Source organism: Gordonia sesuvii (assembly GCF_036350415.1).
GTDB classification, from domain to species: domain Bacteria; phylum Actinomycetota; class Actinomycetes; order Mycobacteriales; family Mycobacteriaceae; genus Gordonia; species Gordonia sesuvii.
Genome location: NZ_JAZDUF010000003.1, coordinates 405,986 through 422,153 on the forward strand (window position 1 = coordinate 405,986; position 16,168 = coordinate 422,153).

Genomic DNA, 16,168 nt, shown 5'->3' on the forward strand with positions numbered 1-16,168 from the left:
CCGCGCCGCCGATCGTCGGTCAGTTCACCGTGCGGTCTGCGACTTCTCGATCGGCCGCAACCCGTTGCAGCACCGTCTCATAGTGTTCGGCCGTCTTCGCGGCGACCGCAGCCCAGCTGTAGCGCTCCTCGACGCGCCGGCGCCCACCGTCACCGAGTCGGCGACGCAGGTCGGCGTCGTCGAGCAGCCGCCCGATCGCCTGGGCGAGCTTGCCGGAGTCACGAGGCGGCACGAGCACCGCCGCCTCCTCGTCGGTGCCCACGACCTCCGGGATCGCCCCCGCGCGGGTTGCGACCAGGGGTGTCGCGCAGCTCATCGCCTCCACCGCCGGCAACGAGAAGCCCTCGTACAGCGAGGGCACGCAGGCCACCTCGGCCGATGCCAGCAGGTCGGCCATCTCCTCGTCCTCGAGCCCGGACACCACCCGCACCTTGTCGCGGATCGCGAGGCCGTCGATCATCTTCGCCGACGGCCCGTTGGGATCGAGCTTGGACACCAGGACCAGTTCGATGGGCCGTTCGGCGCTCAGCTTGGCAACCGCCTCCAGCAGATACGACACGCCCTTGAGCGGCGCGTCTGCGCTTGCGACACAGGCGATCCGGCCGGGTACACGCTCCACCCCCGGCTTGAACACCTCCGTGTTGACGCCGAGCGGGATGGTGGTGATCCGGCCCGACGGGATGTCGAAGGCCTTGCGGATGTCCACCTCACTACTACGGGACACGGTGAGCAGCTCGGGAATTCGACGCGACACCCGTCCCTGCATGCGCAGGAACGAATGCCACCGCCACGCGGTGATCTTGCGCCATCCCTTGGCCGCCTTGACCGCCAACGTGCGGTCACGCGTGATCGGGTGGTGGATCGTCGCGATCAGCGGAAAACCGGCCTTCTGGATGTCGAGCAGTCCATAACCGAGGCACTGGTTGTCGTGGACGATGTCGAAATCGTCGCGACGGCCCCTCAGCAAACGAGCCACGCGCAGGCTGAACGTGAGCGGCTCACCGAAACTCGCCGTCCACATCGACCCGACCTCGAGGGCGTCGATCCAGTCCCGGTACTCCCCCGGTCGCGGCGTCCGGAACGGGTTCGGCTCGTCGTAGAGGGCCATACTCGGCACCTTGGTCAGCTTCACCCCGGCGTCGATGGCAACCTGGTCGAGCTCGGGATACGGCTGGCCTGAGAAGATCTCGACGTCGTGCCCGAGCAGCGCCAGCTCGCGAGACAGATGCCTGACGTAGACGCCCTGGCCGCCACAGTGCGGTTTGCTGCGATACGACAGCAGTGCTACACGCATCCCCTTACACCGGTTCCATGCCGGCGGCGGTCTCGAACTCGGCGACCGAGACGAACTTGACGCGGCGACGACCCGCCGACTTGCCCGCGTCCCGTTCTGCGGTGTCGATGGCCTTCCAGCCGGCCAGGTCGATCCGGCGCGCACCGCGATCGGAGACGATGTCGGCGACATCGTCGCGGGGAGTCGACGGCGCGGACAGCGCGTCGTCGACGAAGTCCCGCAGCACTGCCTCGGCAGTCTGCTGGCCGCACATTCGGTTCATCCCGATCCCCCCGGTTGCCCCTCGTTTGATCCAGCCGGTCACGTAGAGACCGGGCATCACGTCGCCGTCGGCGGCCGCCTGCACACGCCCGTCCGTGTTGGGCACTACACCCTTCACCTCGTCGAACGGCAGGTCCATGACCGGCACGCCGCGATAACCGATGGCGCGCAGCACGACCCCGGTTTCCAGCTCGAAGCGTTCGTCGGTCGGGGTCACCGCCACCCGCTCGGTTCCCGGCGCGTAGGCGTTGCGCACGCAGGTGAGCGACTCGATCTGTCCGTCGCCGGAGATCTCCATGGGAGAGACGAGGAAGCGGAACACGATCCGTCGATTGCCGTCGGTGGCAGGACGTTCGGCGAACTCACGCGCGAGCCGGATCTTGGTGGCGATGGTGGAGTCCAGCGTGTCGTCGTCCAGCGCCGCCTCGGTGGCCGCGTCGAGAACCAGCTCGTCGGGATCGATCACCACGTCGACACCCTCGACGTCGCCGAGAGCGAGGAACTCGCTGTTGGTGTACGCCGCCTGGGCGACGCCGCGACGGGCGAGCAACTCGACCTCGCGGACGTTGGACTCACGCAGCTTGGCGAGGGCGTGGTCGGCGATGTCGGTTGTCGCGAGTTCGTCGGGGTCGCTGACGAGGATGCGGGCGACGTCGAGGGCGACGTTGCCGTTGCCGATCACCACCGCGCGCTCCGACGACAGGTCGACGTCGAGGTCCGCGTAGTCGGGGTGACCGTTGTACCAGGCGACGAATTCGGTGGCCGGAATCGATCCGGCCAGGTCCTCACCCTCGATGCCCAGCCGCTTGTCGGTCGCGGCGCCGACCGCGTAGATCACCGCGTGGTAGCGCTCGGCCAGTTCGGCGTGCGTGATGTGCTTGCCGACCTCGACGTTGAGGAAGTACTGGAAGTTGCGTTTGGCCGCGGTGGCCGCGAACGTCTTCTCGACGCCCTTCGTCGGCGCGTGGTCGGGCGCGACGCCGGCCCGGACGAGGCCGTACGGAGTCGGCAGCCGGTCGAACATGTCGACCTTGACCTGCGGCTTGCGGACCAGTTCCTCGGCGGCATAGAACGCCGCCGGTCCGGCTCCGATGATCGCGACGTGCAGTTCGCCGTCGGGCAGCTGCGGCGCCTTCTTGGGGGGCACGAGGCCGCCCTCGACATCGTGGTCCTTGTAGTAGTCGGCGTTGATCTGCAGGTACGCCTCGTCGCGCTCTTCGAGCTGGTCATCCGGAAGGATCGCCTCGACGGGGCATTCATCGATGCAGGCCCCGCAGTCGATACAGGTCTCCGGATCGATGAACAACATCTCCGCCGTGAAGAACTCCGGCTCGTCCGGCGTTGGGTGGATGCAGTTGACCGGGCACACGCTGACGCAACTGGCATCGTTGCAACATGGCCGGGTGATCACATGCGCCATCTGCTGTTTCCTCGAAATCCGACACGTGGAACGTGTTCTAGTTTTTTCGTCCTGAGTATCTTAACTGTAAAGATACCGGCGGCGGAAAGTAGGGACCGAGTGAGCAACTCACCCAGCGGGATCACCATGGAACCACTGAGTGAACGCAAGGACGGTGCGCGGTACTTCGAAGCGGACTATCGGGTACGCACCGGCGACGTCGACCAGGAGATGCGGGTGCGGCTCGACGCCGTGGCCCGCTACCTGCAGGATGTGGCCAACGACAACATCGAGGCGACCGACTACGGGCAGAGTGATCCGTTCTGGATCGTCCGGCGAACCGTCATCGACGTCATCCGGCCGATCTCCTGGCCCGCGACGGTCACCGCGCAACGCTGGTGCGGGGCGCTGTCGACCCGATGGACCAACATGCGGGTACGGCTGACGGCGGAACACGAGACCAACCGGTTCAACCCCGAGCACCGTGAACCGGGACTGATCGAGACCGAGGCCTTCTGGATCAACGTCAACGACCAGGGCATGCCGTCCCGGATCACCGACGACATGTTCGAGATGTTGTCGTCGATGACCGACGAGCATCGCCTGCGGTGGCGGTCGATGAACCCGGACAAGGCACCCGACCCGGACGATCTGGAGCTGGCCGACCGGGAGCATGTCCTCCGGATCACCGACTTCGACCCGTTCAAACACCTCAACAACGCCGCATACCTGGAGGCGATCGAGGACGAGGTCCTCGACCATCCCGACCTCGTCGACGCCCCGCATCGCGCGGTCATCGAGTATCTGCGGCCGATCGTGCCGGGAGTGTCGATCACCCTGCGACGGGTACGCGAACCCGACCGGCTGCTGATCTGGATGATGATTCCCGCCGACGGCCCCGATGCGGAGGTCGGTGAGCTGGTCGTGGCCGCGACTGTGTCGGTGACCAAGCTGGGCAAGTGAGCAGGCGGGTCAGGTAGCACAAGTGCTACCCTGGGTCGATGGTGACCGTCGGCCTGCGCGAGTTGCGGCAAGAAGCGTCCGAGTTGGTTCGGCGAGTCGAGGCCGGAGAGCAGATAACGATCACTGTGTCCGGCCGTCCGAGCGCCCGCCTCGTCCCCGCGTCATCGCATGCGTGGCGTCAGTGGGAGGACGTCGCCGACCTCTTCGCCGGTCCAGCGGATACCGAGTGGGAATCGGATCGCGACGCCGTCGATCAGGCGATCGGAGATCCGTGGCGGCACCGATGAGGGCGATACTGGACACGAGTGTCGTCGTCGGCTCCGACGTCGCACCCTTGCCGGGCCAGCTCGCGTTGAGTTCGATCACCTTGGCCGAGTTGCATTTCGGTGTTCTCGTCGCCAAGACTGCCGCGGTCCGGGCCGAGCGATTGCGCCGACTGGTGTTCATCGAGAAGGCGTTCGATGCGTTGCCCGTCGACGACGGTGCGGCGGCCGCATACGGACAGATCGCGGCCGCTGTCGTCGATGCGGGCCGTCAGCCGCGCGCACGGTCACTGGATCTCCTCATCGCGGCGACCGCACGGGCCCACGATGCCCGCCTCTACACCCGGAACCCATCCGATTTCGTCGGGCTCGACGATCTGGTCGAGGTGGTCTCGGTCTGACACCCGCGCTGCTCGCGCGCTCGGGACCGCGGACAGAGCCGCGACTCACTGCCCGCCGCTGAGCAGCAACTCCATCAGCTTGATCGGGGCGGCGCACGGGTCGGCGGGCACCGCCACGGTCCGCGGCTCGACCCACCAGGTGTAGACGCCGCGGCTGGGTGCCCGGGCGGTGACGCCACACACGGCGGGACGGTCCGGGTCGCGCTGGGTGAACGCCGCCTGGCTGGCGACCTTGATGTTCTCGGTCTCGTAGCCCAGCTGCTTCGCCGTCTCCTTCTCGACGTTGGGATCGCCCCACTCGAACCAGTTGAACGTGACGCCGGCCGTGGTCGAGCCCTCGACGATCCATCGGCAGATGGCTCCGTTGAACGTTCCGCGTGCCACCGTGCCGCCGACGACCTCCGCGATCTGCATCGGTGACAGCACCGAACATTCGAGAAGGAGATTGTCGAACTGGTCGGTGTCGACACTGCCCTCCGGCCGATCACCCCCCGCGCCGACGGGCACCGGGTTTCCGTCGATGCTGCGCGCGCACGCGGTGCCGAGCCCCAGGATCACCACCAGGGCGACGACGACGGTCACCACGCGCCTCATGACGCCCGCTCGATCGACAGGCGGGACAGTTCGGTCGCGGCGTCACAGAGTTGCTCGGTCGACGGCGGATCCTCGCCGAGAAGCGCCTGCGATCCGGCACTGACCGACCATTCGAAGAAGTCGGCGCCGAATCCGATGCCGATCTCGCAGATGCCCATGTCGGAACCGACGAAGCCTTCGTGTCCGGCGATCTCGATGTTCCCGGTCGACTCCCGGGACAGCTGGATGGTCGCGCGCTCCCGGCCGATGGGCGAGCCGCGATACCAGTTGAACGAGGCGACCGGACCCGTGCGGTCACCACTGCTGTCCCACTCGCACACCGATGCGTTGTTGACGGTGTTGGTGAGTGCACCGAACCGGGTGATGCGGCCGACCTCCTCCGTGCTGACGCCGCCGCATTCGCCGAAGAACGGCCCCGACCCGGCGTTGCCGGGCGCTTCGGGGGTGTTGGGTGCGGCCGGATCGGCCGTGTCGTCGGCCGAGCAGCCGGTCAGCGCCAGGGCGATCATGACGACGGTGGCGACGAGGAATCCGCCCCGCATCCGGAGGCGATCGAGTTCACGCCGTTCACGTTTGGTGGGGCGGCCCGCTCCACGGTCGCGGCGGGGCTGACTGGCCAGGACCTCCCGGGGCGGCGGTGGCGGGCTGTGATCGATGAAGCACTCGGCAGCCGCGGGCGCGGACACACGTTTGCTGATCAATTTCGTCACTTCGACGACGCGTTCGTGGCCGTGCAGACGCACACGGACTTCGTCGCCGAGGACGACCGGTTGCGCGGGCTTGGCGGTGATGCCGTTGACCCGGACGTGGCCACCGCGACAGGCCGCCCCCGCCGCGGACCTGGTCTTGGTGAGCCGGATCGCCCAGATCCAACTGTCGACGCGGGTGGCCATTGCTCCTCTGGGTTACTGCTGACGGGTCAGGAAGTAGTAGCCGGCGCCTCCGGCCACCAGGCCGATGAGCAGCGCAGGCCAGAAGCCCATCAGCAACCACAACACTCCGAACAACACGATCGCCGGCGACACGGCAGCGACACTCATGCCCGGGTGCTGTCGCACGACCTCCGAAACCGCTTTGCGTCTCGCTGGATCTACCGCCATGACTCCTCCTCGGTACGGCCGGTCAGGGTGAGGCTGATCGATGCCTCCACTGTAGCCAAGAGGAGCGGGGTGACCGTCGCGCCGAGGTCAGTCGTCGGAAGCCGCGGAGGTGTCGTCCGAACTCTCCGCGGCCGGATCGGAGTCGGAGGCAGTGTTGTCGGTGGTCTCGGTGTCGTCGGCGGCTTCGGTGACGTCATCGTTGGCCTCGGTGGCGTCGTCGACGGTCTCGGTGGAGTCGTCGACGGTGGAGTCGTCGGCCGGTGCGCTGTCCTCCGTCTCGTCGGACAGATCGGTCGGCCCGGTGTGGTCGGCCGGCTCCGTCGCGTCGGCCTGGCCGGCGTCGTCGACATCTCCACCCCCGTCGGATGTGGTGGCGGATGCAGTGGTGTCGGCTGCAGCGGTGTCGGCTGCGGGGGTGTCGGCTGCGGGGGTGTCGGCGCGGTGTGCCCCGACGTAGCCGCTCGCGGTCGGCTCGGGCGCCCGATGCCGACCCACATAAGCGGTCGTCTCCGCGGTCGAGGTCGACGATGCGAGTGCTTCGGCAGCGGCATCCGACGATGCCTCCTCCGCGACGGCGAAGGCCGGTCCCGTTGCTCCGATCCCGAATGGGAACTCGAACTCCGGGAGGTGCAGTACGGGCACGATCTCGCCGGTGTCGAGTTCACCGAACGTGAGGACCGGCACGCCCAGGTGGTTGGGCCGTTCCTGTCCGTTCACCGTCACCATCGGATGGAATGTCAGGGTCTGCCCGAGCCAGTCGATGCTCGTCGATTCCTGCGGGCCGTAATCGCTGGTGAGCCGGAAGAAGTTGCCGCCGAGGAGGTCGTAGTCGCCGGCGACGCTCAGCCGTGCCACGTCCTTGCTGAGAGTGAGGGGCTGACCCTCGAGCACTTGGGTCAGGACCTGACCCAGGACGTCGGCCGGGTCAAAGAGCACCGCCGACGGGTCGGTCAGGCCGAACTGCACCTCACCGTTGGGCTCCTTCCAGCGGAAGTCGAAGGTGCCCAGCACATTCGCGCATGCACCGACACCCTGGGCGTATGCACCAGTGAGTCCCCCGTAACAGCTGACATGGGCGACCTCGGGGACCTCGAGGTCGGTCGAGACGGTGAAGATCGTGACCGGGATGGCGCTGGTGGTCCAGGCGTTCGCCATTCCGACGACGGCGAATGCGAAGGCGGTTCGGCCGTCGCTCGCCCCCGACGTGGCCAGGCTGAGCGGCAGGTAGGCGGCCGAGGTCGCGCTACCGCCACCGGAGGCCAATGCGAACTGCACCCCGTCGCCGATCACCCTCGCGCTGCCCTCCGGCAGCGGTGCGTCGGGCACCGGGTCGACCGTCACCCCGAGCGCCTCAGCGGCCGCGATGGCGAGTTGGCGCAACCCTTCGGTCACGACATTGCCGCCCTCTGTGTTGAGGTACGACTGGAGGGGGTCGTAGACGTCGGCGGGGACGAGGTCGATCGAGGTCGGCATCACGAGCGCGACCCCCGCGCCCGTGGAACCCGTGCAGTCCGCACCACCGGACGCGGGCCCACCATCGGAATCCGACGAGCACAGGTCGAACCGCCACTGCTCGGCGAGCTCCTGGGTCACCCCGTTGTTGGCGAGCGCGGAGATGACATCACCGATCGTGCCCGTAGGGCTCGGGAGCGAGAAGTCGGGGGCGGCGTGCGCCTGTCCGGGATTCGCCTGGGCAACACCGAGCGCGGCGACGGTGGCCAAGGTCGCGGCGCCGACGGCTGCACCGGCCCGTCGCCGTTGGCGATCATGCTGCCGTCGCACCGTGCGTGACTGCCGAACTCCGTTGCGGCCCATGTTGGTCATCCGTCCCAATCCCCTGTCCCACCCGATGTGAGCCGGCTCATTGAATCATGTCCGTTTCGCGCCGATGTGCGATTTCAAGGAATTACCGAACGATCGAGAATGGCCGACCGGTCGGTCGCGCCCGGGCGGGCAAGGCCGGTGTCACCACCTCTGCCGGTCGAGCCGCTCTCCGTTCTCGGCGGCATCGGCCGCGCAGCCGAACCCGACCACCCAGCTGCCGTCGGACAGCTCCACGCTGCCGAGCATCATCGGCGCGGGCAGTGCAGCCAGGAACTCCCCCAACGCATTCGGCGACAGGGTCCACACCTCCCCGGCGATCGACCTGCCGTCCGGATCGCGCACCAGGCCCGGTTTGGGCGGCACGGTGTCGAGCGCGACGAGGCGGTAGCACGGTGCGGTGGCCACCTCGCCGACCCAGCGCGCGCCCCGCTCGGACAGCTCGTGCGTGAGTGGGCCACCCCGCATGTGAGCGCCGAAGACGGCGAGTTCCACGCTCGGCGCGACGCTCTCCGGCCACGCCGCACTGATCTCGCCGTCTCCGGCGAACCGGCGCGCGAGGTCCATCACCGCAGCATCCTCGTGTGCGCGTCCGAGCAGGGTGATGCCGAATTGCGATCGGGTGCCATCGGATTCGTCGACCGTACCGGCCGGGACGGCCACTCCACACAGGTCGAACAGGTTGCAGAAGTTGGTGTAGGTGCCCATCCGCGAGTTGACTCCGACCGGATCGTCGGCGACCTCGGTCAGGGCCGGATGACAGGGCGCGGTCGGCACCATGAGTGCGTCGGCATCACCGAGTTCGGCCATCGCCTCACGCCGCAGTTCCGCGAGCCGGGTACGGGCGTCCAGCAGCTCCACGGCGGTGAAACGATCTGCTGCGCCGATGATTCCGGACACGACGGGGTCGAGTCCGGCCGTGGCATCGGCATTCGCGATGAAGGCGCCCACCGCGTGCGACCGTTCGGCGACGAGCGCGTCGTCGTACAACAGCCGCGCAGCCGCCAAGAAGGGCGTCAGATCGATCGGTTTGATGCGGAGTCCGGCTTCCTCCGCACGTCGCACCGCGGCACCGAAGGCCGCTCGCCACTGTTCGGACAGCTCCGGCAGCTCGGCGGGGATCGCGATCGTCGGATGCTCGGTGGCCGCCAACGACGTCGTCGCGCCGAACGGCCGGGGACCCGGCGCCTGCGCCATCGCCGCCATCGCCCGGTTCGCCAGCGCCAGCGTCTCGGCGAACACGGTCACCGTGTCGTAGCTGGCGCACGCCGGCACCACCCCCTCGGTGGACACGACGTCGACCGTGGGTTTCACCCCGACGATGCCCTGCAGGCCCGCGGGCACACGACCCGATCCGGCGGTGTCGGTCCCGATCGCGATGTCGGCGAACCCGAGCGCGACCGCGACGGCCGAACCCGAACTCGAACCACCGGAGATACGGTCCGGTCGCCGCGAGTCCCGCACGGCCCCATACGGACTGCGCGTTCCGACGAGGCCGGTCGCGAACTGGTCGAGATTCGTCTTGCCGATCACCACGGCACCCGCCGCGCGTAGTGCGGCCACCGCGGGTGCGTCCGCCTGCGGCTCGTAGGCGTATCCGGGACACGCTGCGGTGGTCGGCACGCCGGCCACGTCGACGTTGTCCTTGACCGCGAGGACGATTCCGGCGAGCGCACCACCGCCGTCCACCGATGCGGCGTACTCGCGCTCGACATCGGCGCGCGGGCGCAGGGTGATGAACACCTCGGGCCGATCCGCCTCGTCGATGCGGCGATAGATGTCGTCGATACGGCTCATGCGACCTTTCCTTCTGTCAGTTCCGCCGCGGCGTTGCCGGCGACTCGCGCGAATTCACCTTGCTGCGACCATCTCTCACGCTCCTCCGCACGGGCGAACTCCATGGCACCACGTGTGGCGGCGATGTCCTCGGCGTTCTGGTCGAGGAACTCCTGATGGGCCGCCAACGAGAAGCTGCCGTCGGAGATCCGGACGCTGTCGCCGCGGCCGGCGGCGACGTCGGCGCGCATGTCGAGCAGCTCGTTCGCGCTGACCGGATACCACCGGATCTGATCGAAGAAGCGCAGCAGCCACGGGTGCTCGGGATCGAATCCGGGTGCGGGCAGCGGGTGTCGGTGATTCCACACCTGGGTGGTGCGCCCGACGAACTGGTATCCGCCCGGCCCTTCCATCCCGTAGATGCACATGTAGGCGCCACCGATCCCGACCGCGTTCTCCGGAGTCCAGGTGCGCGCCGGGTTGTACTTCGTGGTGACGAGCCGATGTCGCGGATCCAACGGGACGGCAACCGGCGCACCCAGATAGACATCTCCGAGGCCGAGAACCATGTAGTTGGCGTCGAACACGATGCGGTGCACGTCATCGACCGAGTCGAGACCGTTCATCCGGCGGATGAACTCGATGTTCCACGGGCACCACGGAGCATCCGAACGGACGCCGAGCATGTACCGTTCGATGGCTTCGCGGGTCGCGGGGTCGTCCCATGAGAGGGGTAGCTCGACGATCCGGCTGGGCACCACGAGGTCCTCGGCGGGCGGCAGCTGACTCTCACACTCGGTGAGCCACTGCAGCATCCGCTGCTGCGACCACACGTCGGGATCGGCCTTCACCTGCAGCGAGCGGATTCCGGGTGTGAGGTCGATCAGCCCCTTCGGCTGTTCGGCCGCGATGCGTTCGCTCAGTGCGTGCACCCGGGCGCGCAGCGCGAGGTCGAGCCGCATGTCGCCGTATTCGACGAGGATGTTGTCGTCCCCGCTGCGCCGGTAGGTGACCGCGGTCGCGCCGTCGGCGGTGGTGGTGGCACCCAGGACGCCGTCGTCGGGATCACCGCCGTCGGAGAGGACGTCGACGAGGCAGGCGCGCCGACCCAGTCCGATCTCCGACGGGGACGCCGCCCGTTCGCTGCGAATCGGGATGAACCGCACGGTGTCACCGGGCTTGAGCTGTCCCAGCTTCCATCGCTCGGCGGCGACCACCGTCACCGGGCACACGAAACCACCCAGGCTGGGGCCGTCGGGGCCGAGCAGGATGGGAGTGTCACCGGTGAAGTCCAGCGCGCCGACCGAGTACGCGTTGTCGTGGATGTTGGACGGGTGCAGCCCCGCCTCACCGCCGTCGTCCCGCGCCCACCGCGGTTTCGGCCCGATGAGGCGGATGCCGGTGCGATCGGAGTTGAAGTGGACCTCGTACGCCGTGCCGAGCAGGTCGTCGATGTCCTCGGCGGTGAAGAACTCCGGTGCGTTGTGTGGGCCGATGGTCACGCCGAGCTGCCAGGTGTGGGTGAATGCCGGCTGTTCGTCGGTGAGGATGCGCCGCGGTGACCGCGCGACGTCGCCGGCGATGGCGAGTTGGTCGCCGTCGGCGAGTTTGCGGCCGTCGAGCCCGCCGAACCGACCCATCGTGAAGGTCGACCTGCTGCCGAGGTAGTCCTCCGCATCGATGCCGCCGCCGATGGCGATGTAGATCCGCATGCCGATGTCGGCCGCCGCCCCGACATCCAGCGTGTCGCCGGCCCCGACGTGGATCGGAACCCACTGCGGTACACGCCTACCCGAGATGGTCACGTCGACAGGGGCGCCGGTGACGGCGACCACCCGGGGCTTGGTGAACCGAAGTGCGGGCCCCATCATCGTCGCTTCCAGCCCGGCGGCGTCCGCAGGGTTGCCGACGGCCTCGTTGGCCAGACGGAACGACAGGTCGTCCATCGGTCCGGACGGTGGGACCCCGACCTTCCAGTAGCCGATGCGGCCGGGCCAGTCCTGGATGGTGGTCTGTGGCCCCGCGCGGTGAACGGTGATGGTGGCCATGTGTTCGATACTCCTCGGGTGAAGTGGGGTGGCTCGCGGATCAGCCCGCGTGGGGCCGGGTGACGATGACCCGGACCTCGGTCGGGTCGAATCCGTTGCAGGGGTTGTTGATCTGCGGGCAGTTGGAGATCAGCACGAGCGTGTCGACATCGGCGCGCAACGCGAGTCGCTTACCCGGCGCCGACAGCCCGTCGACGATGCCGAGCGATCCGTCCGGATCCACCGGCACGTTCATGAAGAAGTTCACGTTCCCGACCATGTCTCGTTTGCCGAGGCCGTGTCGTGCTCCGCCGATGAGGAAATTCTCGACGCACGCATGCTGGTGCTTGGTGTGGTGCCCGTAGCGCAGGGTGTTGGATTCCTGCGAGCAGGCGCCGCCGAGGGTGTCGTGGTTGCCGACCTCGTCGTCGACGATGGTCATCAGCGGGTTGGACTCCTGGTCCCGGATCACCGTGCCGGTGGTCAGGAAGATGTTGCCCTGCGCGGCGATCGTCGCCTGGGCGGAGTACCGGATGGTGTGATCCCGGCCGCCGTAGAACAGTGTGTCGACGGCCTGGTTGCCGTAGAGGTCGACGATGGTCAGGACGTCGCCGGCGGCGACGATCCCGGACCAGGGTGCGCGGTCGCCGATCACGGCGTCGGTGATGACGTCACCGGGCACCAGGGCGAGGTCGGCGGGGTTGGTGGTGATGAGTGATGTGGTGGTCATGGGTTTCCTCGGGTGAGTGGGGTCTCGATACGCCCTCGGCTAGCGCCTCGGACTACTCGACCAGCGGGGGTTCGGCGGGGGTCTCGATACGCCCTGCGGGGTCGGACGGTGTCAGAAATGTGCTGCGGACCAGACGTCTTCGGAGTTGGCGACGGCGCGCTGGTACTCCGGGTCGGTCGCATCGACGGTGGCCAGGAGTTCGTCCAGATCGGAAGTGGCCTTCCACGAGAGGATCTCGAGCGGACCGGTGTCGAACGTCGGTGACGGATCGAGCGGATGCGCGGTGTTGACGACGGCCACCACACACGGCAGGTGCAGGATCAGGTCGACGGATTTGTCGCGGCCGGCCGAGCCCTTCGATGTCAGCGTGCCATCGCTCTCCACGACCACGCCATGGAAGAACGACAGGGACGGCGCCACGTCGGAGGGCGTCAGGCCATGCTTCGCGGCGGCCAGGGTGAACAGCTCCCGCCCGGCAGGGGTGTCCGAGTGGGCTACGCCGGCACCGTATTTCGCGGTGTTGCCGGCGAGAGTCGAGGTGCCGCAGAGTGCGTCGTGGTGTCCCGAATCGTCGGCGACCACGGTGGCGAGGGCTCGGCCCTGGTCACTGAGCAGCGGGTGCCCGGTCGACAGGTAGGCCTGCCACGGCACCTTGACGGTGTCGGCCACGTTGAGCCGTTCCCACGGTGCGTCCGACCGCCAGAGCAGGACGTGGGCGCAGGCGGTGCCGGTGACGTCGCGCAGACGCAGTCGGGTACCCCGTGCCAGCACCTTGCTGGTGTAGCGGCCGCCGGGAACCGTCTCGGCCCAGGTCAATCGGGAAGGGTCGACACCGGCCGGAGGGTTGGGCCAGCGGGAGGCCGGCACCACCGGCATGGTGTCGGTGATGGTCCCGGCCTGCGACCGGGCGTGCTCGCGGGCGCCTGCGGTGGTCGCGGTGCCGTCGGTGGTGGTGGTCATGGTGATTCTCCTGAGTAGCGTTGTCGTGCAAGTGATTTCGATACGATCAGCGAACGGTGCGTTAGCGGCTCGTGTCGACTCGATCGACGATCGGCGAGGTCACCGGTTTCGGATGTTCCTTGCCGCGCGGGAAGCAGGCGATGCCCACGAGAACGGTGATCGCGATGCAGATCGGGCCGGCCCAGCGCAGGATCGGCATCTCACCTGCCGGGTCGAAGATCTCGGCCCGCGGCCAGGCGAGGTTGGTCACCATGAACGTGCCGTAGGCGACCGCGAGCACGTTGACGACGATGCCGAACCGTCCCATCGTGAACAGCTTCTTGCCCTCGGCGTCGACGGCGGCCCGGTCGGTCGGCCAGCCCTGGAACCGGCGGTAGAGCATCGGCCCGGTCACCGACAGGTAGGCGAGGTAGATCAAGATGATGCAGACGCTGGCCAGGGTGGCGAAGATCGCCGAGTTGCCGACGTTGACGAGCAGGATGCCGATGCACAGCACACCGATCAGGATTGCGGGTGCGATGGGTGTCCCGGTGCGCTCGTTGACATGCGACAGGGTCTTCGAGAACGGCAGGCGGCCGTCCCGGGCCATCGAGAACATCAGACGCGAGCACGCGGTCTGGATGGCGAGGGTGCAGATGAAGATCGCCACCGCGACGTCGCAGAGCAGCACCTTGCCCCAGAAGCTGCCGAGCACCGAGTCGAGCACGTACGGGAGACCACCGGTGGCGAGTTGTTCGTCGAGGGTCGGTGCGGCCATCAGCGCACCGAGCAGCATGAGACCGCCACCGATGGCCGAGACCGTCAGCGCGAGACGGATGGTCTTCGGTGCGACGCGGCGCGGATTGCGAGTCTCTTCCGCGAGTTCACCGGCAGACCCGAAGCCCACCATGACGTAGGCGGCCATGAGTCCGGACACGATGAACGCCCAGATGTAGCCGGGCTGCTGGCCGGGGATGCCGGTGTCGAACACGACGTCGGGGCCACGCTGGGCGTGGGTGAACAACGCCAGCACCACTGCGACGACGCCGACTAGTTCACACGTCACGCCGATGTTGTTGATTCGGCTCATCCACGAGATGCCGACGCAGTTGATGGTGGTGACGATGACCAGCAGGACCGAGCCCAGCAGGACCGCGTTGGCCGCACCGCTGGTGCTGGTGAGGGTCGGGTCGTCGCCGATGACCTGGAATCCGCTCCAGACCGACGGCAGCACGACCTGCAGAGCGATCGCGGCCGCGGATGCGGTGACGATCTGGGCGATCATCATGAACCAGCCGCCGAACCAGCCGATGACTTCTCCGCCCATCCGGCGTGACCACTGGTAGATGGCCCCGGAGATCGGGTAGCGGGCGGCGATCTCGGCGAAGCACAGCGCCACCAGGAACTGGCCTGCGTAGACGATCGGCCACGTCCAGAAGAACGCCGGCCCGCCGAACCCGAAGCCGAGCCCGAAGAGCTGGAAGATCGTCGTCAGGATGGACACGAACGAGAAGCCGGCCGCGAAGGAAGCGAACTTCCCGAGCGAGCGGTGCAGTTGCTGGTCGTACCCGAACTCGGAGAGATCGTCGGCGTCCCCGCCTCCCGAGGACGGTGGCGGGACGGGTGGCGGTGTCGTCGCGGTGGAGGTCATGTGTCGTCTCTCTGCTGAGGTCTTCGTGGTCGGCTCAACGGTGAGCGGCTTATCTGTCGGTTGATAGATAACCGTGCGGCAATTTCTATCAAGTGACAGAAATGTTTCGTCCACGGAAACCCGCGCTAAGAGTGTGTTACATAGCGCAGGTCAGAGCCTCGCGACCCCGCAACATCGGTGCGTTAGGCTGATTTCTGTCGGTCGACCGAGACAGCGGCGTGAACAGAACACCGGCGCGAGCAGAATCGAGGACTGCCATGGCGACGCGGGCGTCTACACCAGAGCGCACGGCCAGCCCGGGCCGCCCCCGGTTGGTCAAACCCAAGCGGCGCGGCGACACGGCGCGCGAGGAGATCCTGGATGCCGCCGCCGAGTTGTTCACCCGCCACGGGTACACCGGAACCTCGACCCGGATGATCGCCGACGCCGTCGGCGTCCGGCAGGCGTCGCTCTATCACTACTTCAAGACCAAGGACGACATCCTCGCCGCGCTGCTCGCCACCACCGTCGACCCGTCCGTCGAACGAGCCCGTGAACTCCTCGACACCGAAGCACCTGCCCTGCAACGTCTACTGGACCTGGCGCGCTACGACGTGACGCAGTTGGCCGCCGGACGCTGGAATCTCGGGGCGCTCTACCTACTACCCGAACTCGCCGACGACCGTTTCGGCGAGTTCCGCACCGCCCGCCAGGAACTCGCCGCCGCGTACGAGTCGCTCGCTACCGAGACCCTCGGCAACGCCTCCGACAACCGGCGCCTTCTCCCGTTCCGCCTCGTCGAGTCGGTGATCATGATGCGTTCCGACGAACAGCGCGGCGAACTCGGCGATCACACGGTGGCCGGCCTGGTGGACACCATCGTCGGGGCGATCGAGATGCTTATCGAGCACACACCGTCGGCGTGACGGCGTTCGTCCCCCGCGTGTTGTCGAATCCTCCGGAAACTTCT

The 16,168-nt window shown here is 67.7% G+C and carries 15 protein-coding genes; 4 read left to right on the forward strand and 11 right to left on the reverse strand.

From position 1 onward, the window contains the following. Positions 1 to 19: 19 nt before the first annotated feature. Positions 20 to 1,294 (reverse strand): glycosyltransferase family 4 protein, encoded by a 1,275-nt coding sequence (locus VZC37_RS12695; protein WP_330432883.1) that lies wholly within the window; start codon positions 1,292 to 1,294, stop codon positions 20 to 22. A gap of 4 nt (positions 1,295 to 1,298) precedes the next feature. Then, positions 1,299 to 2,975, reverse strand: coding sequence for an FAD-dependent oxidoreductase (locus tag VZC37_RS12700; protein WP_330432884.1), 1,677 nt, complete (start codon positions 2,973 to 2,975; stop codon positions 1,299 to 1,301). Positions 2,976 to 3,074: 99 nt separating this feature from the next. Between VZC37_RS12700 and VZC37_RS12705 the strand changes: the two genes are divergently transcribed. From VZC37_RS12705 to VZC37_RS12715, 3 genes are read left to right on the forward strand one after another with little or no spacing between them, the layout of a single operon-like run. Beyond that, positions 3,075 to 3,917 carry an acyl-[acyl-carrier-protein] thioesterase gene (locus tag VZC37_RS12705; RefSeq protein WP_431309393.1) on the forward strand — a complete coding sequence of 281 codons (843 nt, stop codon included), beginning with the start codon at positions 3,075 to 3,077 and terminating at the stop codon, positions 3,915 to 3,917. A gap of 38 nt (positions 3,918 to 3,955) precedes the next feature. Beyond that, the gene (locus tag VZC37_RS12710) at positions 3,956 to 4,204 is read left to right on the forward strand and encodes a type II toxin-antitoxin system Phd/YefM family antitoxin (protein WP_330432885.1); all 249 of its coding nucleotides are present in this window, start codon (positions 3,956 to 3,958) and stop codon (positions 4,202 to 4,204) included. Then, positions 4,201 to 4,581, forward strand: coding sequence for a type II toxin-antitoxin system VapC family toxin (locus VZC37_RS12715; protein ID WP_330432887.1), 381 nt, complete (start codon positions 4,201 to 4,203; stop codon positions 4,579 to 4,581). The genes VZC37_RS12710 and VZC37_RS12715 overlap by 4 nt, the downstream gene beginning before the upstream one ends. 45 nt (positions 4,582 to 4,626) lie before the next feature. Here VZC37_RS12715 and VZC37_RS12720 read toward each other — a convergent pair whose 3' ends face one another. The 9 genes from VZC37_RS12720 to VZC37_RS12760 all read right to left on the reverse strand — a co-directional run bounded on the left by VZC37_RS12720 (position 4,627) and on the right by VZC37_RS12760 (position 15,219). After that, complete coding sequence (locus VZC37_RS12720) at positions 4,627 to 5,175, reverse strand: DUF3558 domain-containing protein (protein WP_330432888.1); 549 nt, start codon at positions 5,173 to 5,175, stop codon at positions 4,627 to 4,629. Next, positions 5,172 to 6,068 carry a DUF3558 family protein gene (locus VZC37_RS12725; RefSeq protein ID WP_330432889.1) on the reverse strand — a complete coding sequence of 299 codons (897 nt, stop codon included), beginning with the start codon at positions 6,066 to 6,068 and terminating at the stop codon, positions 5,172 to 5,174. Before VZC37_RS12725 ends, VZC37_RS12720 begins: the two co-directional genes overlap by 4 nt. 12 nt (positions 6,069 to 6,080) lie before the next feature. Beyond that, on the reverse strand, positions 6,081 to 6,215 hold the full coding sequence (locus VZC37_RS12730; RefSeq protein ID WP_431309394.1) for a hypothetical protein: 135 nt from the start codon (positions 6,213 to 6,215) through the stop codon (positions 6,081 to 6,083). Positions 6,216 to 6,362: 147 nt separating this feature from the next. After that, on the reverse strand, positions 6,363 to 8,099 hold the full coding sequence (locus tag VZC37_RS12735; protein ID WP_330432892.1) for a hypothetical protein: 1,737 nt from the start codon (positions 8,097 to 8,099) through the stop codon (positions 6,363 to 6,365). A gap of 141 nt (positions 8,100 to 8,240) precedes the next feature. Next, on the reverse strand, positions 8,241 to 9,893 hold the full coding sequence (atzF, locus tag VZC37_RS12740; RefSeq protein WP_330432893.1) for an allophanate hydrolase: 1,653 nt from the start codon (positions 9,891 to 9,893) through the stop codon (positions 8,241 to 8,243). Then, positions 9,890 to 11,920, reverse strand: a complete 2,031-nt coding sequence (locus tag VZC37_RS12745; protein ID WP_330432894.1) for a 5-oxoprolinase/urea amidolyase family protein — start codon at positions 11,918 to 11,920, stop codon at positions 9,890 to 9,892. Before VZC37_RS12745 ends, atzF begins: the two co-directional genes overlap by 4 nt. 40 nt (positions 11,921 to 11,960) lie before the next feature. Beyond that, positions 11,961 to 12,629, reverse strand: coding sequence for an urea amidolyase associated protein UAAP2 (locus VZC37_RS12750; RefSeq protein WP_330432895.1), 669 nt, complete (start codon positions 12,627 to 12,629; stop codon positions 11,961 to 11,963). A 111-nt stretch (positions 12,630 to 12,740) separates the two neighbouring features. Next, the gene (locus VZC37_RS12755; RefSeq protein WP_330432896.1) at positions 12,741 to 13,589 is read right to left on the reverse strand and encodes an urea amidolyase associated protein UAAP1; all 849 of its coding nucleotides are present in this window, start codon (positions 13,587 to 13,589) and stop codon (positions 12,741 to 12,743) included. A 61-nt stretch (positions 13,590 to 13,650) separates the two neighbouring features. Next, on the reverse strand, positions 13,651 to 15,219 hold the full coding sequence (locus VZC37_RS12760) for an amino acid permease (RefSeq protein ID WP_330432897.1): 1,569 nt from the start codon (positions 15,217 to 15,219) through the stop codon (positions 13,651 to 13,653). A 257-nt stretch (positions 15,220 to 15,476) separates the two neighbouring features. On the opposite strand from VZC37_RS12760, the gene VZC37_RS12765 reads away from it, so the two are divergent. Then, entirely contained in the window at positions 15,477 to 16,124 is a 648-nt protein-coding gene (locus VZC37_RS12765; RefSeq protein ID WP_330432898.1) for a TetR/AcrR family transcriptional regulator, read from the forward strand. Positions 16,125 to 16,168 lie beyond the last annotated feature (44 nt).